This is a genomic window from Flagellimonas iocasae (assembly GCF_042682725.1).
Classification (GTDB): domain Bacteria; phylum Bacteroidota; class Bacteroidia; order Flavobacteriales; family Flavobacteriaceae; genus Flagellimonas; species Flagellimonas iocasae.
Map to the genome: position 1 here is coordinate 653,180 of NZ_JBHUHU010000003.1, position 21,211 is coordinate 674,390.

Here is a 21,211-nt window from a genome sequence, read left to right on the forward strand (position 1 = left end):
ATACTGAGTTGGTATTCACTAAAAGTATGAGTTGTGAGTTTTTTGGGGCATTGTAAATTGACCATTGCCCAAATTCAATTGATGAATAGGTAAACGATTTAGGAAGTCTCCTTCTCCACGGCAATCCGTTTTCCCAAATAAACAAGCTTGTATCCTTCGCCCTTCGGCTCAAAATCCTTGCTGTTGGCCGGAATGATTTCAATACTGCCATTCGGCGATTTGGTGAAAAGTGGAATAATATCGCTTTCCTCTTGGGTGATGTCGATGAGTTTGTCGTAATGTTCTTTATTTTCTAGGTCAATCTCATGGATGGCCGGAAACTTACGGACGGTATCCATAAGTTTAATAAAGTCATCTGAATGTGAAAATAGTCCTTCTTTGGGGTTGTTGTCCGGGTCATTGACTTCCTCGGTATTCACTAAACGAAAGGCTCCATTTTCCCCAAACTGTTTTTGAAACTTGTTGATGGCGAATTTGTTGATGTCCGAGTTCCCCGTCAGTGCCATCAGATAGCCCATATCATTAAGTTCGATGTTATCTGTAAGGGAATCAGAAAAAATGTTCGCGGTAATCGCTTCCAGCCCCAATTTTTTGGCTTTTTCCACATTGGTTTGGTTGTTATCAATCAACACCACATGCCTGTTGTTCTTTCGTAAATAGTTGGCAATCAAACGCGAAAGTTTGGACGCACCAATAATCAATATTCCTTCTGATTTCTTCAAGAAGACCCCTACCAATTTTGCGAAAATTCGAGCTGTGGTTGCATTCAGAAGCACCGTTCCCAGCACAATCATAAACACCAATGGGGTAATGTACTCTGCCCCTGGTTCACCTCTTAAAATCAATTTAGAACCAAAGAGTGAGGCAATACCAGCTGCCACAATACCTCGCGGACCCACCCATCCAATAAACAGCTTTTCGTTGAACTTTAAATTGGAACCATGAGCACTCAAAAATACGCCCAATGGCCTAATAATGAACACGATAACAGCAAAAAGAGCCACGGTGTCCCAGTTATAGATCAACTCCATATCGCTAATGTTGATGTTTGCCGCCAGAAGAATAAAGAGGATGGAAATCAACAATACGCTCAACGATTCCTTAAAATACAGCAGTTCCTTGATGTTGGGCAAACTCATGTTCCCCAAAACCATTCCCATGACCACTACGGCCAAAAGTCCGGATTCATGTGCGAAGATGTCCGACTCCACATAAACCAAAAGGACGGCGGAAAGCGAGACCACGTTCAAAAGGTAATGTGGAATCAAGTCCCGTTTTATGGCAAAGGCCAGAGCATGGGCGAATGTGAACCCGAAGGTAGTTCCAAAAAGTAAAATCTTACCAAATTCAATCAATGCCGTTTGGGTATAGGTATGCCCTTCCCCAACACTGATGAACTCAAACACCAATACGGCCACCAATGCACCAATGGGGTCAATAAGGATCCCTTCCCACTTTAAAACTGTGGAGACGTCCTTTTTAAGGGGAATATTTCGCAAAATGGGTGTGATTACCGTTGGGCCTGTGACGATAATCAACCCAGAAAAGAGGAACGATATCTGCCATGAGAGTCCAAAAATATAATGTGCCGCCACTCCTGCCCCAAAAAATGTGACAACAGTACCGATGGTAATCAATTTTGTGATTACGGGACCAACGTTTGATATTTCAGCGCGTTTTAAGGTAAGTCCCCCTTCAAATAGAATCACGCTAATGGCCAGGGACACAAAATAATAGAGTCCTTCGCCGGGGAAAAGTCCTTTCTCGCCATTCCAAATGGGCTCAATAAGTTTTAAACCATCATCGGTGTACAACGTGGAAATCGGACCCACCAAAAGTCCAATCAATATTAATGGTAAAATGGCCGGCAATTTAAAGCGCCACGCAACCCATTGTGCAATAATGCCAAGAATGATTATTCCCGCAAGTTCCAGCATTCTTCAAGTTTTGTTGAAATTTACAGTTTTTCTTTTAGATTGTCCCCAATCCAAAAACATAGAGTTTGTAAGGAGTGCGACACTGAGGCTCTCCAAAAAGTTTCCGATGGTCAATATTGTTAAAATACGGCCAATAAATTCCTATTTTTTAGCCATTTGCATTGTGCTTTTCTTATTTTGCATGCCATTTGCTTTCTAAATGACAATTTATCCTGTAGAGACTGGTAATTTTAAGTTGGACGGCGGCGCTATGTTTGGGGTCGTTCCAAAATCCATTTGGAACAGAACCAATCCAGCCGATGCCAACAATATGATTGATTTGGGCGCCAGATGTCTCTTGATTGAGGACGGAGACCGACTTATTTTGGTCGATAACGGTCTAGGCAACAAACAGTCGGAAAAGTTTTTTAGTTACTACTATCTGTGGGGTAATCACTCTTTGGATGGTTCACTGGAGCAGCTTGGATTTCAGCGGGATGATATCACGGATGTTTTTTTAACCCACCTCCATTTTGATCACTGTGGTGGAAGCATTCAATGGAACAAAGACCGCACAGGCTACGAGCCCGCTTTTAAAAATGCCAAGTTTTGGACCAATACGGACCATTGGGAGTGGGCCACCAGACCCAATCCACGGGAAAAAGCTTCATTTTTAAAGGAAAACCTGTTGCCCATGCAAGAAAGTGGGCAGCTTTATTTTGTGGAACAGAATGGTGATTCTTTCATAACAGATTCCGAATTGGATTTTGGAATTCATTTTGTGAATGGACATACGGACAAACAAATGCTTCCACATTTAACGTATAAAGGCAAAACCGTGGTTTTTGTGGCCGATTTGATTCCTACGGTTGGGCATATTCCATTGCCTTATGTGATGGGATATGATACCAGACCTTTATTGACCATGGAGGAAAAGGAAGCATTCCTATCCAACGCGGCTGATAACAACTGGCTTCTGTTCTTTGAGCACGATGCCCACAACGAACTGTGTACCCTAAAACAAACAGAGAAAGGGGTTCGCATGGATGAAACATTCTCTTTTAACGAAATATTCAACACGCAATAAAGTTTTACATACTATACATTACATTTTATGAATCGCACATATAGAAAATTAGCTTTCCTATCACTTTCCGCTTCACTGTTCCTGATGGGCTGTGGAGCCACTTCATTGGTTTCCACCCCTGTGGAAAATATTGACACCGTCCCACTCAAGGTTAGCGACCTTACCGAAGTTGAGAAAAAAAGTTGGGGGCACGCCGACCTCATCACGGATACTATTCCTGGAATGAGCGTTGACAAAGCCTACAAGGAAATCATCAAAAACAAAAAAGGAAAAACCGTCATTGTTGCCGTTGTCGATTCTGGAATTGACTTGGAACATGAGGATTTGAAGGGAGTACTCTGGACCAACAAAGGGGAAATTCCAAATAATGGAAAAGATGATGATGGCAATGGTTATGTGGATGATATTCACGGGTACAACTTTTTGGGTGATTCCTATAATGAGCAATTAGAGTATGTGAGAATGCTGCGTCTTAACATTGGTGATGCTTCCGAAAGGGCCCAAGCGCGACTGTTGTTGGACAAGGAATATCCTGAGGCGCTTCAAAATAAACAGCAATACGAGCAAATCTATCAAGTGGTGAAAGGTGCTGATGCTGCGGTTAAAGAAGAATTGGGCAAGGAAACCTATACCAAGGAAGATTTAAAGTCCATTGAGCCCAAAACCGCTGTTATGGAACAAAGCGTTGCGGTTCTTACACAAATGTTCACCTATGGTGATGATATTCCGAGTGTGCTGGACGAACTCAATGAAGGTATTACCTATTTTACCGATCAGGCCAATTATAACCTCAACAAGGATTTCAATGGAAGAACCCCGGTGGGTGATGACCCTTATGATATTACTGATGTTCCCTACGGGAATGGAAATCCTAAAAATCAAGTTGAATCTGAAAGTCATGGAACCCATGTGGCAGGAATTATTGCTGCTGAACGGGACAACGGCATCGGAATGAACGGCGTTGCTCAAAATGTGGAAATCATGAGCGTTCGTGCCGTGCCCAACGGTGATGAATACGATAAGGACATCGCCTTGGGAATTCGATATGCAGTGGATAATGGCGCAAAAGTCATTAACTGCAGCTTTGGAAAGGCTTTTTCGCCCGAAGCGGAGTGGGTCTATGATGCCATTCAATATGCGGCTTCCAAGGATGTGTTGATCATTCATGCCGCTGGAAACGATGGCAATGACTTAGACGACCCAGAAAATCCAAATTATCCCAACGATGCCAAATTAGGCCAGAGCTCTGAGTTTGTGGATAATCTCATAACCGTCGGTGCATTGACCAGCAGTTATGGTTCTGATATGGTCGCCACATTTTCCAACTATGGAAAACAAAACGTGGATGTTTTTGCGCCTGGGGACCAAATCTACTCCACCATGCCTGAAAATAGCTATGAATTTCAAGGTGGAACCTCAATGGCCGCTCCAGCAGTTGCAGGTGTTTCGGCCTTGGTTCGGTCGTACTATCCAGATTTGACCGCCGCACAGGTTAAAAGCATCATCATGCAATCTGGATTATATTCCAAAGCATCTGTTATTGTTGCGGGTGATGAAACCAAAGCAACTACCTTTGATAAAATCTCAAAATCAGGAAAAATGGTCAATGCCTTTAATGCGCTACTTTTAGCGGATAATATTTCTAAAGGTAAAATGACCTTGGACAGCAATTCAAAATAATATATGAAGCGTTTACTATCATTCTTTTTTACGGCAATTTCGGGGGTGGCCCTATTATCTGCCCAGAATACTGGTTATTGGCAACAACATGTGGATTATACCATGGATGTTGATATGGATGTAAAAACCTATCAATATACTGGAACCCAAAAGTTGGTCTATACCAATAATTCACCCGATGTTTTGAATCGAGTTTTTTACCATTTGTATTACAATGCCTTTCAGCCCGGCAGTGAAATGGACATTCGGTTACAGAACATCAAAGATCCAGATGGCCGGATGATGGAAAACGGAGTAAGTAGAATTTCAACTCTGTCCGAAAGTGAAATGGGTTATCTGCATGCGGAGACACTTACCCAAGACGGGCAAGCGGTTTCCTTTACCGAAAAAGGTACCATCCTTGTGGTGGATTTGGCTAAACCCATTCCCGCTGGCGGAAAAACCACCTTGGAAATGACCTTTAAAGGTCAGGTTCCCTTGCAAATTCGTCGTTCTGGAAGAAATAGTAGTGAAGGCGTGGCGCTTTCCATGAGTCAATGGTACCCAAAACTTTCCGAATATGATTTTGAAGGATGGCATCCTACACCTTATATCGCCCGTGAATTTCATGGCGTTTGGGGAAATTTTGATGTAAAACTAACCTTGGACAAAACATATACCGTGGGTGGTACGGGATACCTTCAGAACCCTGACGAGATTGGTCATGGTTACGAAACTCCCGGAACAAAAGTTAAAACCAAGGGCAAAACCCTTACATGGCATTTTGTGGCCCCAAATGTGCACGATTTTATGTGGGCGGCGGACCCTGAGTACATTCACGATACCGTAAAAATGTCCGACGGGCCAACACTTCATTTTTATTACAAAAACAATCCAGAAATCATTGAGAACTGGAAAAAATTACAACCAAAAACAGAAGCCGCCATGCGGTTTTTCAGTAAAAATATTGGGAAGTACCCCTATGACCAATACTCTGTTGTACAGGGCGGCGATGGCGGTATGGAATATGCCATGAGCACCTTGGTCACTGGAAACCGTGAGTTAGGAAGTTTGGTAGGTGTAATGGCCCATGAAATGGCACACTCGTGGTTCCAACACATTTTAGCCACCAATGAATCTGAGCATGAATGGATGGATGAAGGTTTTACAACTTTTATCAGTAGCCTGTGCATGAATGAAATCATGGAGCAGGACCTTCAAAACCCATTTGAAAGCACCTATAGAGGCTATTATGCCTTGGTGAATTCTGGTCTTGAAATGCCACAAGCTACCCATGCAGACCGATATACCACAAACTTTGCTTACGGCATTTCTGCCTACAACAAAGGATCTATCTTTTTGTCGCAATTGGGGTATGTCATCGGGCAGGATAAGTTGATGGAGACCATCCGAACCTATTTTGATGATTTTAAGTTCAAACACCCTGTGCCCAATGATGTAATTCGTACCGCAGAAAAGGTTTCCGGGTTTCAGTTGGATTGGTACTTAACCGATTGGACCAAAACCACCAATACCGTTGATTACGGCATTCAAGATGTAGTTGCCGAAAATGGCAAAACCAAGGTCACCATGCAGCGAATTGGCGAAATGCCCATGCCTTTAGACCTTTTGGTCGTTGGTGCAGATGGTACCCAAGAAACATATTATATTCCGTTGCGAATGATGTTCGGGGAAAAGGCGAATCCCTACCCCGCTTTGGAAAGAACGGTATTGAACGATTGGCCTTGGGCATATCCTACCTATGAGTTTACCATAGACATGCCCATTGAAAATGTAAAAGCCATTGTAATTGATCCCTCCCAGCTTATGGCCGATGTGGATGCAGAAAACAATGTGTATCAACCCAATCAATAGGCATCTAAACTTTCAAAACTATTCTTTGAAAGTAATGTCCCCTTGAGGGGACCTTAGGGGTGTAACGTTATATTTGATTAATTTGGCGCAGTCTATTTCCCTTTTGGGGAAATCATCTTAGCGATGCCCTGTGAAAAATAAAATCATTCCATATAATCCCAAGCTCAAGGAATTTGCACGACAGCTTAGGAACAATAGCACATTGCCTGAAGTGCTGCTATGGCAGAAAATAAAACAACGGGCATTGGGGGTTCAATTTCACAGGCAAGTTCCGTTGTTGGAATATATTGTCGATTTTTACTGTCACGAATTGAAACTGGCCATTGAAATTGATGGAAAATCCCATGAGTATATTTATGATGAAGATGCATGTAGACAGGGTCTTTTGGAGAAATTTGGAGTACAGGTACTACGATTTTCAAACGAAGAAATAAAAAACAACATATATAGTGTTTTGTTGATTTTACAAGAAGCAGTGGACAAACTATATCAAGATAAATCTACCCCTACCCAGGGTAAAACACCCCTAAGGTCCCCTCAAGGGGACAACGCCACAAACAGCTTCCCAAAAAAGGAAAAACTTAAGAGCAAACCATTGTTCGAGGCCCTTTTTAATGAAGGTAAAAGTGTTCAGCATTTTCCCCTGAAATTAATTTATCTCAACACAGATTTTAATGATGGTGCCAAATTCAAGGTCGGCGTTGTGGCGCCCAAGAAAAAGTTCAAAAGTGCTGTTGACCGCAATCGAATAAAGCGTCTTTTGCGAGAGGCCTACCGCAACAACAAACCCCTTATTTTTAACAACATAGAGGGCAACTTTGCGTTCTTATTTTTATACCTTGGTAGTAAGATGCCCGGTTATGCTGACATAGAAAGTGCCATGCAACGGCTAATGGAAGACTTTCTAAAAAGAGAATCCCATGAAAAAATTGATTAAAAAAAAGGTAATAGTTCCCGTCTTGGCAGTAGCCATTTTAATTGGGGCAAGTAGTTTTAGTTTAAAGAGCGATTTTTTTGAAATCGCAAAGCAGATTGAAATCTTCACTACGCTTTTCAAGGAGTTGAACATGAACTACGTGGACGAGACCAATCCGGCCGAACTTATGGATTCTGCCATAAAAAGTATGTTGGACGAGCTCGACCCCTATACCCGTTTTTTAAATGAGCAAGATGTAGAAGCCTATAAAATCAACAATGCAGGTGAATATTCCGGGATAGGTGCCTTAGTGCGTTCCTACGAAAGCAAACTGCTCATTGTAGAGCCCTACAAAGGCTACGCTGCCGATAAAGCCGGATTAAAAGCAGGCGATGAAATCATTAAAATTGGTGAAACCAACGTAGCCGATTTTGATGACGATGCCGGTGAGCTTTTGAAAGGTGCCAACAACACTTCGGTCAATGTTACCTTTGTTCGTCAAGGGCAAACCAAGACGGCTAATATCACCCGTGAAGGTGTGGAAGTGGATGCGGTTCCTTTTTATGATATGATTGACGAAACCACGGGATACATTGTGCTTTCCCGTTTTAACCAAAAAGCTTCCGATCAGACCAAATCTGCTATCCAGGACCTGAAAGGCAAAGGCGCAAAAAAACTGGTTCTCGACCTTCGGGGTAATCCTGGGGGGCTTCTTTCTGAAGCCATTAATGTGACCAATTTATTCGTCCCCAAAGGTGAATTGATTGTCACCACAAAATCCAAAGTCAAAAAATTCAACCAAGAATACCGGACAAAAAATCAACCTGAGGATTTGGACATTCCGCTTGTGGTTTTGGTCGATGGAAAAAGCGCTTCCGCCAGTGAAATAGTTTCAGGAGGATTGCAAGATTTGGATCGTGCGGTGGTGATGGGGGCCAGAAGTTTCGGAAAAGGACTTGTACAGCGCCCGTTGAAACTCACGTATGGAACACAGTTAAAAGTCACAATATCAAGATATTACACGCCTTCAGGGCGCTGTATTCAATCGTTGGATTATTGGAACAGGGATGAGCAGGGAAATGCAGTGCGCAATACCAATTTCCACGAGTTCACCACCAAAAATGGCCGTAAAGTTTGGGATGGGGGCGGTGTAATGCCCGATGTGGTCATTAATTCCCTAAAGACAAATTCCCTCATTAACTCCCTTCAGGAGAACAACATTGTTTTTGATTTTGCCACCGACTTCTATTACGATCATAATTTTTCCAATTTGGATGATTTTGCTTTTTCCGATGCCGATTACACCGCATTTAAAAACTACGCCAAAGAGCAAAACTTTACCTTTCAGACCAAGACCGAAGAGTTGTTGGAACAATCCATCAATGGCGATGAATCCCTACTGGGTTCAGAGGTCCAAGAAAAATACAAGGACTTGCTTTTGGCTGTGAACAGAGGGAAAATCAATGCCTTGGACACTTATAAGGAAGAGCTCAAAAAAGGGTTGGAAGATGAAATCATCACCCGCTACTTTTATCGTGAGGGACTCTATAAATACTATCTGAACCATGATGATGCCATTCTGGCTGCAACAGCGCTTTTGGATGATTCTTCCAAATACAACGAAATATTGAAATAGCCTGTTCATCAACTCGCAAGCGGTAACCGTCAAATTGTAGGACAAAACATAGCTTCTGTTCGTTATTTTTTCTAAAAATAGCGTTCATGGTCTACTCCATTCTTACCCTCTCTTTAATTGGCCTAATTCTGATTTTTTGGCTCATTAAGTTAATTTGTCGTTGCTTTTTTAGACCGTTTTGTCAATGGAAAGAACAAAATAACCCGTCGGGGCCTTCCAAAGAGGCAACCATACTATCCGTTAAAAAACTGAAAGAAGGAAAAGCCCCATTATTGGAGTTGCAACTTTTATTTGAAAATTTTTCGGGATATCCCATACATCGGAGCATACGCCTTTGGGATAAAAGCCCTCAATTAAACCGATTCAAAAAAGACGGTAGTGTTCGCATTATCCTTGACCCAGCCAAGAAGCCCAACGAGCCATACACATTAAGGGCGCAAAAGTCCCAAGTTTCTTTAGGCTTCTTGCTGCTTGGGAGCCTTTTGACCATAGCTTACGTAGCTGGGTGTTATTTTTTAATGGGTGAGGCCATTTCTAGAGTGTCCTTATCTCCAGAATATTATGAAAATTTATTTTCCTCAGATTCTAAAACCACTGAAACCTTTTTCATAATAAGCTTGACTTTGGTTTTTCTCTATTTTCTTTTTAAAAAATTAGGTCTGCTGTCAACCAAGGAGTCCAAATCGCAAAATTGGGACCTATTGTACTACGGACTCGGTACTATGGCCACTATAAAATCCTATTCGGACACCGGAGTTCTAATCAATGATAACCCAATGGTTGAGTTCAACTATACCTTTTTGGACCAAACGGGACAAATCCATGAGGGTAGCGATGAAAAACTTGTGGGTAAACTTGAAATCATAAACCTACCTGACATTAATGAACTGGAAGTTTTGTACTTGCCGAATAACCCTTCCATATCCCGCTTGGCAGAAAATCTTCAGGAACAAAGTTTTTCCAACCATATAAGGGGTCTATTCTTGTTTGTCCTTCTTATTTTTTCAATCTTCTTTATTGTATCATTTTGCCAAGATATTTTTTAACAACCAACTTCGATTTTTGAAACTCCAATTTGATGAACTGAAAAGTGTGCTACGTCAATTTAGGACTTGGGAATCTTTCAATTTTGGTATCTTTCCTAAAGTTCAACAACCAACATGGCCAAAATAGACCGTGAAGACATTCATATAATCTGCGACCACAGCAATTGGTCAGAACCCTGTGTCCGAAAAATGTTGGAGGAGCATAGTTATAATGATGTTTCTTCTTGGCAACGTTTTCTAAAACTTTTACTGTTGGCATTGGGCGTCTCCTTTACGGCGGCAGGGGTTATCTTTTTCTTTGCCTATAATTGGGCCGACCTTCACAAGTTTGTGAAATTAGGTTTGATTGAGTTCCTTATTGTTTCATTGATTTTAACTGCAGTTTTCGTCAAAACCAAACCTTTAATCAAGAAGATGCTGCTTTTGGCTGCGTCCCTCATGGTCGGGGCCCTAAATGCGGTTTTTGGACAGGTGTATCAAACAGGGGCGGATGCTTATGATTTTTTCTTGGGATGGACGCTTTTTGTCACCATTTGGGTGCTATTTTCCAACTTTGCAGCACTTTGGATACTTTTCGTCACCCTACTCAACCTATCTCTTTTTTTCTATGCTGAACAAGTCGCACATGAGTGGTCCGAATTGTTCTTGTTTTGCCTACTTTTTGCCATGAACGTTCTTTTATTGATGGGTTTCATTTTAATTCCGAAACCGCTTAAAATGGCCCCTTTTCCCTCATGGTTTATACAGGTCGTTGCCCTTGCCGCGGTCACAATTTCCACAATTGGTCTTTCAACGGGCATTTTTGATAGCCCTGAACCCTCTTTTTTGGTGTTGTTCCTTATGACAATGCTGTTTTACGGTGTTGGTATTTGGTATGGATTAAAGACTAGAAGTCTGTTTTACATTTCCATTATTCCATTTAGTGTCATCATTATTCTTTGTGCTGCACTATTGGATTTTTCAAACGAAGCCAGCATGCTATTTGCCATTGGCATTTTCATTGTGACCAGCATCACCTTGTTAATTAAGATTTTACTGAACTATCAAAAGAAATGGGCAAACTAGAACACATACAACAACACTTGGAAAACATTAAATCCTCGGAAGGGGATTCCTTTGTGTATGATGAAAAAGCCATTCTCAGTGAGTATGAAAAAAGAGATGGGGAAAATTCGAGCTTTATCATAAAAGTGCTCTCCATTTTTGGCGGAATATTGGCTTCCATTGCCTTTTTGAGTTTCTTGTTGCTTTTCGGACTAATTGAATCTGAAGCTACCATTCTATTTATTGGCATTGGTCTAATCATAGTTTCTCTTTTTATTACTAAAAAGTTTGATGCGTTGCTACTGGACACCATGGGCATATCACTTTTTGTGTTGGGTATGGCCCTGTTCATTTTCGGACTCTTCATGTTTGAAATTCATGAGAATGTTATCACGTTTCTGGTCATGGCCGTAGCCCTTTGTAGTTTGTTTGTGGTGCGAAACTCCGTTTTATCCTTCTTGGCGCTATTGATTATCAGTGGAAGTATATTGACTTTGATCATTACTACCGATGCGTACAGTTTGATTCATTTGTACATCAATCTACATGCCTTGGCGCTGACCTATGTTTTTCTTAATGAATCCAGCATAATTACTTCAGATTTTAGATTGGTAAAACTATACGACCCGTTACGTATTGCTTTGGTGTTTTCATTATTGTTTGGCCTTGTGGGCACCTCTAAAAATGGCCTTTTCTCTTTATCCAAAAGCTATTATTGGACCTCATCAATGGTACTCATCCTTATATTGATCTATGTGGTCTATCTGCTCTTGAAAGAATTTAAGGTGGAGTCCTCCAAAACCAAACTGTGGGTATATCTTTTGAGTGCGCTTACCCTGCTGCCTACATTGTTTGCTCCGGCCATTTCGGGGGCATTGCTCATTGTTTTACTGAGCTTTAAGGTCAATTACAAAACAGGGTTATCCATCGGGATTTTAGCACTGATCTATTTTGTGATTCAATATTACTATGACCTTTCGTATACCTTGTTGACCAAATCCATCATTCTGTTTTCTTCAGGATTGGTGTTTCTGCTATTCTATGTTTTCCTATACAAAAAGCTAAAATCCGATGAAAAAGTATAGAGGGCCCATCATTCTCCTAAATCTTATCCTTTTTCTCGGAATTTTCAATTATTCCGTTGTGCAGAAGGAGAACATCATGGCAGATGGACAACTAATTTTATTGGAACTGGCCCCGGTTGATCCCCGCTCGTTGATGCAGGGAGACTACATGCAATTGAACTATCGGATTTCCGATGAAGTATTTGAAATTGAAGTTCCCAAACGAGGCTATTGTGTGTTGACTTTGGACTTAGAAGGTGTAGCACAGGGTAGTCGTTATCAAAAAGAGACCACTCCAAAAAACAATGGTGAATTTCTCATTAAATACCGCGTGGGAAAATGGAACTCCATACAGATTGGTGCCGAATCGTATTTCTTTCAAGAGGGGGAAGGGGAAAAGTATGCCGAAGCCAAATACGGCGGTGTAAAAGTGGATGAAAACGGAAACAGCGTTTTAATTGGGCTTTATGATGCCAACCGAAAAAAGATAGAATAACCCTATTTTTGAACATGCAAAAACTTAAGGTCTGTGAACTTTTTGCCGGGGTAGGTGGCTTCCGTTTGGGTTTGGAAAAAACCGGTCACTACAACGTGGTGTGGAGCAATCAATGGGAGCCCTCAACCGTTACCCAGCACGCCTCTAGGGTTTACGAAGCCCGTTTCGGATGCAAAAACCACTCCAATGAAAACATCGAAGAGGTGGAGACCAAAGAAATTCCAGACCATGATGTATTGGTGGGCGGCTTTCCCTGTCAGGACTATTCCGTGGCCACTTCGCTTAAAAATTCCAAAGGACTCATTGGTAAAAAGGGAGTGCTCTGGTGGTCCATCCATCGCATTCTTTCCGAAAAAGAGAATAAGCCAAAATATCTATTTTTTGAAAATGTGGACCGCCTTTTAAAATCCCCGTCCACCCAACGGGGACGAGATTTTGCAGTGATGCTACGAAGTTTAAATGACCTAGGTTACGCCGTGGAATGGCGCGTAATCAATGCGGCCGAGTATGGAATGCCTCAGCGCCGAAGGCGGGTTTTTTTTCTGGCGTTTCATGAGTCCACACAACTGTTCAAATCTCTTCAAAAAAGCACAGCAAAAGACTGGATTCTGGACGATGGTGTACTTTCCGCCGCGTTTCCAGTGGACAAAAACACGCAACTACCTGTTTCTTTTCATTTAGAGGAAGACTTAGTATCGCTAACCGATAATTTCAATGCCGAAAAGGGCCTTTCTCCATTTTTAAATGCTGGAATTTGCGAAAATGGCGCTGTTACGAGCTTAAAAGTAACCTCGTCGTATAATGGTCCCCGTAGGTTACTTTCCGATATCTTGGAAAATGGGTCAGCTCCCGAACACCTTTACATTGCTGAAACTGACCTGCCCAAGTGGGAATATTTAAAAGGCGCCAAGAAAGAAATCCGCAGGACCAAAGCGGGTTTTGAATATAATTACAGCGAGGGAAGCATGGTGTTTCCCGATGCGCTTGATCAACCTTCCAGAACTATTATTACCGGAGAAGGGGGCGCGTCTCCCTCTCGGTTTAAGCACGTAGTCCAGACCAAAAATGGACTTCGAAGACTTTCTCCTGTTGAATTGGAACGGTTGAACATGTTTCCGGACAATCACACTTTATTGGAAGGTATTCCCGATGCCAAACGGGCATTTTTTATGGGAAATGCCTTAGTAGTGGGTATTGTGGAACAGATTGGCTCGACCCTGTTCCAGAAAATATCCGAACTTGAAGAGCAAATTTAAAGCTGACTTATCCAAAGAACACCGACTAACCCCTTTACTTGATGTTTACTATCAAAAGCACCTAAAGCAATATACTTTTGAACGCGTTGTTGACTTAGAACAACAGCTTTTGGGTGTTGATGTTATCCTAACTGATAAAAAAACAGGTGCCACCTATTTTGTTGACGAAAAAGCCCAGCTGGATTATGTCAATGAAAATCTCCCAACCTTTGCTTTTGAACTTTTCTACGAAAAAGCTAAGATTAAAAAAGGGGGATGGTTGTTTGATGCTTCTAAAAAAACGGATTTCTATGCTTTGGTCACTAGTATCTTTTCCGATGAAGAAGACCGTTTTACCTCTTGCAACATCACTTTTGTGAATCGGGAAAAACTGATACAACATCTATCCGTTTTGAATTTGACTTCAGAACGATTTCAAGAAATTGTTCTGCAACATAGCGGCCATCATGGGAAATTGGGGCTCAAAAAACTACATCCTTTGCATGAGGGATATCTGTTCTTTTCCACCCAAAACAAGGCGGAAAAACCTATAAATTTAATTTTAAAACTGGATTATTTAATGGCTATTGGAGTGGCCAGGCGGTTGGTTTGATTCAGTTTTCATTCTCGACCAAGCGGGAATCTAGTAATAAAACACCCCTAAAGTCCCCTCAAGGGGACAATTAAATTTCTTGCTGTAACCCTAGGCGTAATCGAAGGGTAGCGGGATAATAACAAAAGCCTAATTAAAAACCATTCGAATGTGTGGAATTCCATCCTCCAAATATTCTTCACCGGTAGCAGTAAAACCCAATTCATTGTAGAATTTTAGTAGATATTTCTGGGCAGAAATTTCAATAGTGGCGGTTGGAAATCGTTGTGCTAAAGCCGCCATGGAAACTTGCATAATCTGCTTGCCAAATCCATATTTTCGCTGTTCCTGGGCAACTACTACCCTACCAATGCTAGCATTTTCAAAATAATCCCCTGGTTTGAACATTCGGGTGTAGGCGACGATCTTTCCGTTTTTCAGTCCCAAAACATGCAGTGCTTTTTGGTCCTTGTTGTCCATATCTTGGTATACGCAGTCCTGCTCAACAACAAAAACCTCACTTCGCAAACGCAGAATTTCATACAATTCTTGGGTGGAAAGTTCATCAAATGTTTTGATAACCGCTTCCATTAATCTTGAACGATTACGTGTTTGGAATCACATTTATCAAACTCAGGTTGAATATTAACATGGTTGATACCGTGCTTGTGGTAGACATGCTCCTCTATTTCTTCCAAAATAGAATCAAATTCGGAAAGTTTAATATCCTCCGTAAAATCTATATGGGCCTCCATGTGCACTTCGTCTTCATTAAGTTGCCAGATATGAACATGGTGCACATTCTTGACTCGGTCAATGGTGCAAATGGATTCAACAATGTCTTGTACAACAATGGTTTTTGGGGTAAACAACATCAATACTTTAGTAGATTCCTTCAACAAGTCATATCCCATATAAATTAGATAGATACCAATCAACATGGTCAAAACTGCATCCACCCAATATATTTGAAAAAATTTCATCAGAATACCGCCAATTAAAACGGCAACGGAAGCCATCATATCCGTCAATAAATGAAGATATGCGGACTTCATGTTCATATTGCTGTCCGCGTCCTTTTTCAACAAAAGCACACTAAAACCATTCGCTGCAATGCCCAAAATGGAAAGCCAGATAACCAAGCCAGATTCAATCTCCTGTGGGTTGAACAGTCGCTCCACGGCTTCTTTCATTAAAAATAAAGCAACGACCACCAAGGTGGCGGCGTTTACAAAAGCGGCCATTATCTCCGCTCGTTTATACCCAAACGTTTTATGCGCCGATGCCTTTTTTCTACCAAAAACTGCGGCTACGTAGCTTATGACCAAAGAAAGTACATCACTAAAATTGTGAAGCGCATCTGAAAGCAGGGCCAAGCTTCCAGAAATAAGTCCGCCTATCACTTGGGAAGCAGTTATGGCAATGTTTAAAACAATAGAAATGAGGAGATTTCTCCCTTTTAAATCATTGTGTGCGTGTGAATGACCATGATGGTGATGGTGGTGACCCATGTGTTCGGTTTAACTGCAGGGAATTTTTTCGATTCGTCTCTCGTGCCGGCCCCCTTGAAATTCCGTATTCAAAAATGTTTCAACCATATCCAACGCTTGCGGAAGGGAAATAAAACGTGCAGGAAGACTTAGGATATTGGCATCGTTGTGTTCTCTGGCCAATTGTGTGATTTCCTTGGTCCAGCATAGCGCGCCTCGAACCTTTTGGTGTTTGTTGATGGTCATGGTTGCCCCATTACCACTTCCACAGATGACAATACCAAAATCCACATTCCCCTCTTCTACATCCGTGGCAACGGGATGTGTAAAATCTGGATAATCAACACTATCGGTACCATCGGTACCATAATTAATGACTTCAATTCCTTTTGACTTTAAAAGTCCTATAATGGCTAACTTGTAATCGGTTCCAGCGTGATCGTTCCCTATGGCTATTTTCATGGTTATGGTATTAATTTGATGCCTTACAAAGGTACAATTCTTTTTGAGTGCCCATGTTGATAAAAAACAATGAATCCTTGCAGAGGTTTGTAAAACAAGGGATTATAATTTTCACCTTTTTGTTAATGTTTTTAAGAAAACTAAGTGCAATTAAATTTTGTTATTTCTGAAAATAAATCCATTACTCAAATTTCTTGATGTTGAACTGATAATTCCTTAAAAATTAATCAACCCAATAGGAACAAAAATTACGACTAGTTAACATTAAATCAATCTTAAGTTTTCAATAAATTCATGTTGAAAACAGTTATTAAAAATCGTTCATAAAAATGGTAATGCATTGATTTCGTTATCTATTTCCATCTGAAAAACTGTGAACAAAAAATTCCATCTGTTCAAAGCAAGAAATCAAGAAAAAAATTATTCCACATTTCAACAATCTATCATCATCATCATTTTTTTTAAATTCAAAAAGAAAGAAAAGATGTTATTATAGTAATTGTTGATAAAACTCACTTATCGTTTCGATTACTTCACCTTTCTTGGGCTGTCAAGAATTATAATTCGTATTTTTCAAAAAAATAAGGACGTTAATGTCAAAGAAAAAGAAGAGGAACAGGAGTCAGCGGAAGAATGAAATCACCAGAGGCATTTTCACAGTTCTAGAAAAGGATCCGAACCAAAGTTTTAACTACAAACAGATAGCCTCAAAATTGGGCATAACTGATACCCAAGATAGAAACGAGCTTATCAAACGTTTGGGGCAGCTCAAATCCACCGATAGAATTGTAGAAGTGGAGCGGGGCAAATACAAGAAAAAACCAAGTTTGCATACCTATTTTACGGGTAAGGTTGATATGACCTCCAGTGGAAATGCCTATGTGATTATTGAGGATGTGGATGATGACATCTTTGTTCCATTCAATCGGATTAACAAAGCATTTCACGGTGATATTGTGGAGATTTTCTTAAAACCAAAACGAAATGGGAAACGCCCAGAAGGTGAAGTTTCAAAAGTTTTGGAACGAAGAAAATCATCGTATGTGGGCATTGTGGATAAGCAAAAGACCTTTGCTTTTGTCCGTCCTACAGACCCTAAAATGTATACGGATATTTTTATTCCGTTGGAAAAGCTTAAAAAAGCAAATGATGGCGACAAGGTCTTGGTACAACTTGGAGATTGGCCAGATGATGCCGATTCGCCTTATGGTGAAGTAATCGAGGTGCTAGGAAAACCAGGGGAACACAATACCGAAATTCATTCCATTTTGGCAGAATATGGGTTGCCCTATGAATTTCCATACGAAGTGGAACAGTTTGCCAAAACTTTGGATACCTCCATTAAGGAATCGGAGATTGCCAACCGAAGGGACATGCGTGATGTGCTTACTTTCACTATAGATCCCAAGGATGCCAAGGATTTTGATGATGCCCTTTCATTTCAAAAATTGGAGAATGGCAATTATGAAATTGGTATCCATATCGCAGATGTTTCCCATTATGTTGTTCCCGATACGGTTTTGGAAGATGAAGCTTTTAATCGGGCAACTTCGGTGTATTTGGTGGACCGGGTGGTTCCCATGCTTCCGGAGGTCTTGTCCAACAATGCTTGTTCGCTTCGACCTAACGAGGAAAAATATACGTTTTCGGCCATTTTTGAAATGGATGATAAGGCCAAGTTGGTCAATCAATGGTTCGGAAGAACAGCCATTAATTCCAATGAGCGATTTGCTTATGAGGAGGCGCAGCATGTCATTGAAACCAAACAAGCGGGTATTCCGAAGGAGATTTCCATCAGGGAAGATGCTTACACGGTTTCGGAGGATGTGGTTGAAGCCATTCTCAAGTTCGATGAGCTGGCCAAAATTATGCGAAAAGCTCGCATGGATGCCGGAGCCATTTCTTTTGATAAGATTGAGGTTCGTTTCAATTTGAATGAAAACAACGAACCGGAAAGTGTTTATTTCAAAGAAGCGAAAGACGCCAATAAATTGATTGAGGAGTTTATGCTTTTGGCCAATAGGAAAGTGGCTGAATTTATCGGGAAACAGAAGAAAACATTTGTTTATAGGGTGCATGATGAGCCAGATGAGGAAAAATTAATGGCCTTGAACGGCGTTATTTCCAGATTTGGACACAGTATTAACCTTAAGGACAGAAAGAGTGTGAATCGTTCGCTAAATCAATTATTGGAAGACGTAAAAGGAAAGAAGGAACAGAACCTGGTAGATACCTTGGCCATACGTAGTATGAGTAAAGCGATTTACACTACGGAAAATATTGGCCATTATGGTTTGGGATTTGAGTACTATACCCATTTTACCTCTCCAATCCGTAGGTATCCAGATGTGATGGTCCATCGATTGCTGCAGCATTATTTGGATGGAGGCAAACCACCCAAAGAGACCATTTATGAAGAAAAGTGCAAACATTCTTCGGATATGGAATTGTTGGCGGCCAATGCAGAAAGGGATTCGATCAAGTATATGCAGATTAAATTTATGGAAGATCACAAGGACCAAGAGTTCTTGGGAGTGATTTCTGGAGTGACCGAATGGGGTATTTATGTGGAAATTGTTCAGAATAAATGTGAGGGAATGGTCAGGATTCGCGATATTAAGGACGATTACTACGTTTTTGATGAACGCCAGTATGCCATTATTGGTGAACGAAGAAAGAAAATGTACCAATTGGGAGATGAAGTTTATGTGATGGTCAAAGACACCGATTTGGTAAAACGCCATTTAGACTTTTCGTTGATTGGTAAGAAGGAATGATACTATTTTGGAATAAAATTTGTTATTCTATTGAGAACCAAATTTTTATAGTATGAAAACCTACATGATTCTTTTGTTATGCCTGTCTTTACAGGCATTGACTGCACAAGAGGAATTTACCGTTGAGCTTCAAAAGTTTACTGAGGTAAAAGCTTTTGATGGTATTTCTGTGCGTTTAATTAAATCAAAAGAGAACAAAGCAGTTATAAGCGGGGCAAACACACATAAAGTAGCTGTTGTGAACAATGATGGGGTTTTAAAAATTAGGATGGAAGTAACCAAAATGTTCAGTGGTTATCGCACGTATGTAGATTTGTACCACACAGAAACCCTTAAAGTTATTGACGTTAATGAAGATGCGCGAATTTCCTCTGATGAAACTTATGTGCAGGAGGTATTGGAGCTAAAGGCTCAGGAAGGTGCCCAGTTGGAAATCAATTGTCAAGTGGACCAGTTGTTGATCAAATCGATTTCTGGAGGTGAAATCTTGGCCGCAGGATTTTCCAACATTCAAGATGTAATCATCAACACCGGAGGTGCCTACAACGGAAGAACGTTTAAAACAAAGTTTACCACTGTTACCGTAAATGCAGGTGGAAATGCCGAAATCTATGCAACGGATTATGTAAAAGCCAATGTTAAGGCCGGTGGTGAGGTATTGGTCTACGGTGACCCAAAAAAGATGGATGAAAACACCGTGTTTGGCGGAAAAATTAAAAGAATGCAATAGGGTGAAATGATTGATGATATCCAGGCAGCCATACCGTTAGGATTTTTACTGAGTTTTATGATTGGGCCTGTTTTCTTTGTTTTATTGGAAACAAGTGCCACAAAGGGATTCAGGGCAGGGGTATCTTTGGATATTGGTGTAATTCTTGCCGATATTGTTTTCTTGATGATTGCCTATTTCAGTAGTTTCCAACTATTGGAAAACCTCAGCAACCAACCTGGACTTTTTGTTTTTGGAGGTATGATTCTCTTGGTTTATGGAATTGTACTTTTTGTGAAAAAGGATGGCAAAAAGGCAAGTATCAGAGCAAAAAAAGGAACCTACCTTACCCTAATGGTCAAAGGTTTTTTATTGAACTTCATCAATATTGGTGTGCTGGCGTTTTGGTTGGGTCTTATAATTGTAGTGGGTCCAAGTTTAGACAACAATCCCAATCGAATGATGGTCTTCTTCTCTACCGTGCTCATTGTCTATTTCTCTACAGATCTTGTAAAAATTATATTGGCCAAGCAGTTAAAAAAATACTTGACCCAAGAGCGTATTGTCCTTATAAAAAAAGGGCTTGGAATTGTCCTCATTATTTGTGGTATAGTATTGATTACCAAGGGATTTCTTCCAAAAGATGAGTTCAATATCAAAAAGGAAATTGAACGGATAGAACACATGAACCAATAAAAAAACCCAACAAATCTGTTGGGTTGCAGAGGCATCGAGCGGATTCGAACCGCTGTACAAGCTTTTGCAGAGCTGTGCCTAGCCACTCGGCCACGATGCCATTTTGGAGTGCAAAGGTACTACTTTTTTTAGGTTACCCAAACGATTTTATTTGGGCCTTTCCACATCTAAAATAACCGTTACACTTTCCACATCACCACCAATAGGTGGATTGATTTTTGAAACTTCGACCTTTACTTTTGAAACTTCATTTATTTCTAAAAATATACGGTCAATGATTCGTTTGGCAACATGTTCCAAAAGGTTGGAACGTATGGCCATTTCTTCTTTTACAATATTGTTCAAATGGACGTAATCTACGGTCTCCGTAAGTTTATCTGAAGCGGAAGGCAGGGATAAATCAGCTGAAATTTCCAAATCTACCCTATAGTCACTCCCAATAAGCATTTCTTCCTTTAAACATCCATGATTGGAATGTATCCTGATGTTGTTTACCCTAATCTTTCCCACA

General features: G+C 40.8%; 19 protein-coding genes and 1 tRNA gene. 14 read left to right on the forward strand and 6 right to left on the reverse strand.

Translation table 11 applies throughout. The features are described from left to right. Positions 1 to 98: 98 nt before the first annotated feature. Positions 99 to 1,937: a cation:proton antiporter gene (locus ACFSJE_RS10210; protein WP_379830871.1), complete on the reverse strand. Its 1,839-nt coding sequence runs from the start codon at positions 1,935 to 1,937 to the stop codon at positions 99 to 101. 199 nt (positions 1,938 to 2,136) lie between these two features. On the opposite strand from ACFSJE_RS10210, the gene ACFSJE_RS10215 reads away from it, so the two are divergent. The 11 genes from ACFSJE_RS10215 (at position 2,137) to ACFSJE_RS10265 (ending at position 14,587) form a co-directional block, all read left to right on the forward strand. After that, on the forward strand, positions 2,137 to 3,003 hold the full coding sequence (locus tag ACFSJE_RS10215; protein ID WP_379830872.1) for an MBL fold metallo-hydrolase: 867 nt from the start codon (positions 2,137 to 2,139) through the stop codon (positions 3,001 to 3,003). Positions 3,004 to 3,030: 27 nt separating this feature from the next. Continuing rightward, positions 3,031 to 4,683, forward strand: a complete 1,653-nt coding sequence (locus ACFSJE_RS10220) for a S8 family peptidase (protein WP_379830873.1) — start codon at positions 3,031 to 3,033, stop codon at positions 4,681 to 4,683. A 3-nt stretch (positions 4,684 to 4,686) separates the two neighbouring features. Then, entirely contained in the window at positions 4,687 to 6,537 is a 1,851-nt protein-coding gene (locus ACFSJE_RS10225; RefSeq protein WP_379830874.1) for a M1 family metallopeptidase, read from the forward strand. Between the two features lie 130 nt (positions 6,538 to 6,667). Further along, positions 6,668 to 7,474 carry a ribonuclease P protein component gene (gene rnpA / locus ACFSJE_RS10230; RefSeq protein WP_379830875.1) on the forward strand — a complete coding sequence of 269 codons (807 nt, stop codon included), beginning with the start codon at positions 6,668 to 6,670 and terminating at the stop codon, positions 7,472 to 7,474. Beyond that, a complete protein-coding gene (locus tag ACFSJE_RS10235; RefSeq protein ID WP_379830876.1) occupies positions 7,458 to 9,089 on the forward strand; it encodes a S41 family peptidase in 1,632 nt (543 codons plus the stop codon). Before rnpA ends, ACFSJE_RS10235 begins: the two co-directional genes overlap by 17 nt. A gap of 86 nt (positions 9,090 to 9,175) precedes the next feature. After that, the gene (locus tag ACFSJE_RS10240; protein WP_379830877.1) at positions 9,176 to 10,135 is read left to right on the forward strand and encodes a hypothetical protein; all 960 of its coding nucleotides are present in this window, start codon (positions 9,176 to 9,178) and stop codon (positions 10,133 to 10,135) included. A 114-nt stretch (positions 10,136 to 10,249) separates the two neighbouring features. Next, positions 10,250 to 11,200, forward strand: coding sequence for a DUF2157 domain-containing protein (locus tag ACFSJE_RS10245; RefSeq protein ID WP_379830878.1), 951 nt, complete (start codon positions 10,250 to 10,252; stop codon positions 11,198 to 11,200). Then, on the forward strand, positions 11,188 to 12,264 hold the full coding sequence (locus ACFSJE_RS10250) for a DUF4401 domain-containing protein (RefSeq protein ID WP_379830879.1): 1,077 nt from the start codon (positions 11,188 to 11,190) through the stop codon (positions 12,262 to 12,264). Before ACFSJE_RS10245 ends, ACFSJE_RS10250 begins: the two co-directional genes overlap by 13 nt. Then, entirely contained in the window at positions 12,251 to 12,739 is a 489-nt protein-coding gene (locus ACFSJE_RS10255) for a GDYXXLXY domain-containing protein (RefSeq protein WP_379830880.1), read from the forward strand. The genes ACFSJE_RS10250 and ACFSJE_RS10255 overlap by 14 nt, the downstream gene beginning before the upstream one ends. Positions 12,740 to 12,753: 14 nt before the next feature. Beyond that, positions 12,754 to 13,995, forward strand: coding sequence for a DNA (cytosine-5-)-methyltransferase (gene dcm, locus ACFSJE_RS10260; RefSeq protein WP_379830881.1), 1,242 nt, complete (start codon positions 12,754 to 12,756; stop codon positions 13,993 to 13,995). Further along, entirely contained in the window at positions 13,979 to 14,587 is a 609-nt protein-coding gene (locus ACFSJE_RS10265) for a hypothetical protein (protein WP_379830882.1), read from the forward strand. The genes dcm and ACFSJE_RS10265 overlap by 17 nt, the downstream gene beginning before the upstream one ends. Before the next feature lie 129 nt (positions 14,588 to 14,716). Here the strand turns inward: ACFSJE_RS10265 and ACFSJE_RS10270 are convergent, their stop codons facing one another. The 3 genes from ACFSJE_RS10270 to ACFSJE_RS10280 are packed head-to-tail and all read right to left on the reverse strand — an operon-like array spanning position 14,717 to position 16,518. Beyond that, complete coding sequence (locus ACFSJE_RS10270; RefSeq protein WP_379830883.1) at positions 14,717 to 15,157, reverse strand: GNAT family N-acetyltransferase; 441 nt, start codon at positions 15,155 to 15,157, stop codon at positions 14,717 to 14,719. After that, positions 15,157 to 16,077, reverse strand: coding sequence for a cation diffusion facilitator family transporter (locus ACFSJE_RS10275; protein WP_379830884.1), 921 nt, complete (start codon positions 16,075 to 16,077; stop codon positions 15,157 to 15,159). The genes ACFSJE_RS10270 and ACFSJE_RS10275 overlap by 1 nt, the downstream gene beginning before the upstream one ends. Positions 16,078 to 16,086: 9 nt before the next feature. After that, entirely contained in the window at positions 16,087 to 16,518 is a 432-nt protein-coding gene (locus ACFSJE_RS10280; RefSeq protein ID WP_379830885.1) for an RpiB/LacA/LacB family sugar-phosphate isomerase, read from the reverse strand. Between the two features lie 593 nt (positions 16,519 to 17,111). Here ACFSJE_RS10280 and rnr point away from each other — a divergent pair. The 3 genes from rnr to ACFSJE_RS10295 are packed head-to-tail and all read left to right on the forward strand — an operon-like array spanning position 17,112 to position 20,700. Beyond that, a complete protein-coding gene (rnr, locus tag ACFSJE_RS10285; protein WP_379830886.1) occupies positions 17,112 to 19,295 on the forward strand; it encodes a ribonuclease R in 2,184 nt (727 codons plus the stop codon). 52 nt (positions 19,296 to 19,347) lie between these two features. After that, on the forward strand, positions 19,348 to 20,025 hold the full coding sequence (locus ACFSJE_RS10290) for a head GIN domain-containing protein (protein WP_379830887.1): 678 nt from the start codon (positions 19,348 to 19,350) through the stop codon (positions 20,023 to 20,025). A gap of 6 nt (positions 20,026 to 20,031) precedes the next feature. Continuing rightward, positions 20,032 to 20,700, forward strand: a complete 669-nt coding sequence (locus ACFSJE_RS10295) for a LysE family translocator (protein WP_379830888.1) — start codon at positions 20,032 to 20,034, stop codon at positions 20,698 to 20,700. Between the two features lie 29 nt (positions 20,701 to 20,729). Here ACFSJE_RS10295 and ACFSJE_RS10300 read toward each other — a convergent pair. Continuing rightward, a tRNA-Cys gene (locus ACFSJE_RS10300) sits at positions 20,730 to 20,800 on the reverse strand. Between the two features lie 47 nt (positions 20,801 to 20,847). Further along, entirely contained in the window at positions 20,848 to 21,210 is a 363-nt protein-coding gene (gene folB, locus ACFSJE_RS10305) for a dihydroneopterin aldolase (RefSeq protein ID WP_379830889.1), read from the reverse strand. Between the last annotated feature and the right edge of the window lies 1 nt (position 21,211).

What these genes read in the sequence shown, in the direction of transcription:
- ACFSJE_RS10210 (WP_379830871.1), bottom strand. Translation starts at nt 1,937, where the DNA reads ATGCTGGAACTTGCGGGAATAATCATTCTTGGCATTATTGCACAATGG.
- ACFSJE_RS10215 (WP_379830872.1), top strand. Translation starts at nt 2,137, where the DNA reads ATGACAATTTATCCTGTAGAGACTGGTAATTTTAAGTTGGACGGCGGC.
- ACFSJE_RS10220 (WP_379830873.1), top strand. Translation starts at nt 3,031, where the DNA reads ATGAATCGCACATATAGAAAATTAGCTTTCCTATCACTTTCCGCTTCA.
- ACFSJE_RS10225 (WP_379830874.1), top strand. Translation starts at nt 4,687, where the DNA reads ATGAAGCGTTTACTATCATTCTTTTTTACGGCAATTTCGGGGGTGGCC.
- ACFSJE_RS10235 (WP_379830876.1), top strand. Translation starts at nt 7,458, where the DNA reads ATGAAAAAATTGATTAAAAAAAAGGTAATAGTTCCCGTCTTGGCAGTA.
- ACFSJE_RS10240 (WP_379830877.1), top strand. Translation starts at nt 9,176, where the DNA reads ATGGTCTACTCCATTCTTACCCTCTCTTTAATTGGCCTAATTCTGATT.
- ACFSJE_RS10245 (WP_379830878.1), top strand. Translation starts at nt 10,250, where the DNA reads ATGGCCAAAATAGACCGTGAAGACATTCATATAATCTGCGACCACAGC.
- ACFSJE_RS10250 (WP_379830879.1), top strand. Translation starts at nt 11,188, where the DNA reads ATGGGCAAACTAGAACACATACAACAACACTTGGAAAACATTAAATCC.
- ACFSJE_RS10255 (WP_379830880.1), top strand. Translation starts at nt 12,251, where the DNA reads ATGAAAAAGTATAGAGGGCCCATCATTCTCCTAAATCTTATCCTTTTT.
- dcm (WP_379830881.1), top strand. Translation starts at nt 12,754, where the DNA reads ATGCAAAAACTTAAGGTCTGTGAACTTTTTGCCGGGGTAGGTGGCTTC.
- ACFSJE_RS10270 (WP_379830883.1), bottom strand. Translation starts at nt 15,157, where the DNA reads ATGGAAGCGGTTATCAAAACATTTGATGAACTTTCCACCCAAGAATTG.
- ACFSJE_RS10275 (WP_379830884.1), bottom strand. Translation starts at nt 16,077, where the DNA reads ATGGGTCACCACCATCACCATCATGGTCATTCACACGCACACAATGAT.
- ACFSJE_RS10280 (WP_379830885.1), bottom strand. Translation starts at nt 16,518, where the DNA reads ATGAAAATAGCCATAGGGAACGATCACGCTGGAACCGATTACAAGTTA.
- rnr (WP_379830886.1), top strand. Translation starts at nt 17,112, where the DNA reads ATGTCAAAGAAAAAGAAGAGGAACAGGAGTCAGCGGAAGAATGAAATC.
- ACFSJE_RS10290 (WP_379830887.1), top strand. Translation starts at nt 19,348, where the DNA reads ATGAAAACCTACATGATTCTTTTGTTATGCCTGTCTTTACAGGCATTG.
- ACFSJE_RS10295 (WP_379830888.1), top strand. Translation starts at nt 20,032, where the DNA reads ATGATTGATGATATCCAGGCAGCCATACCGTTAGGATTTTTACTGAGT.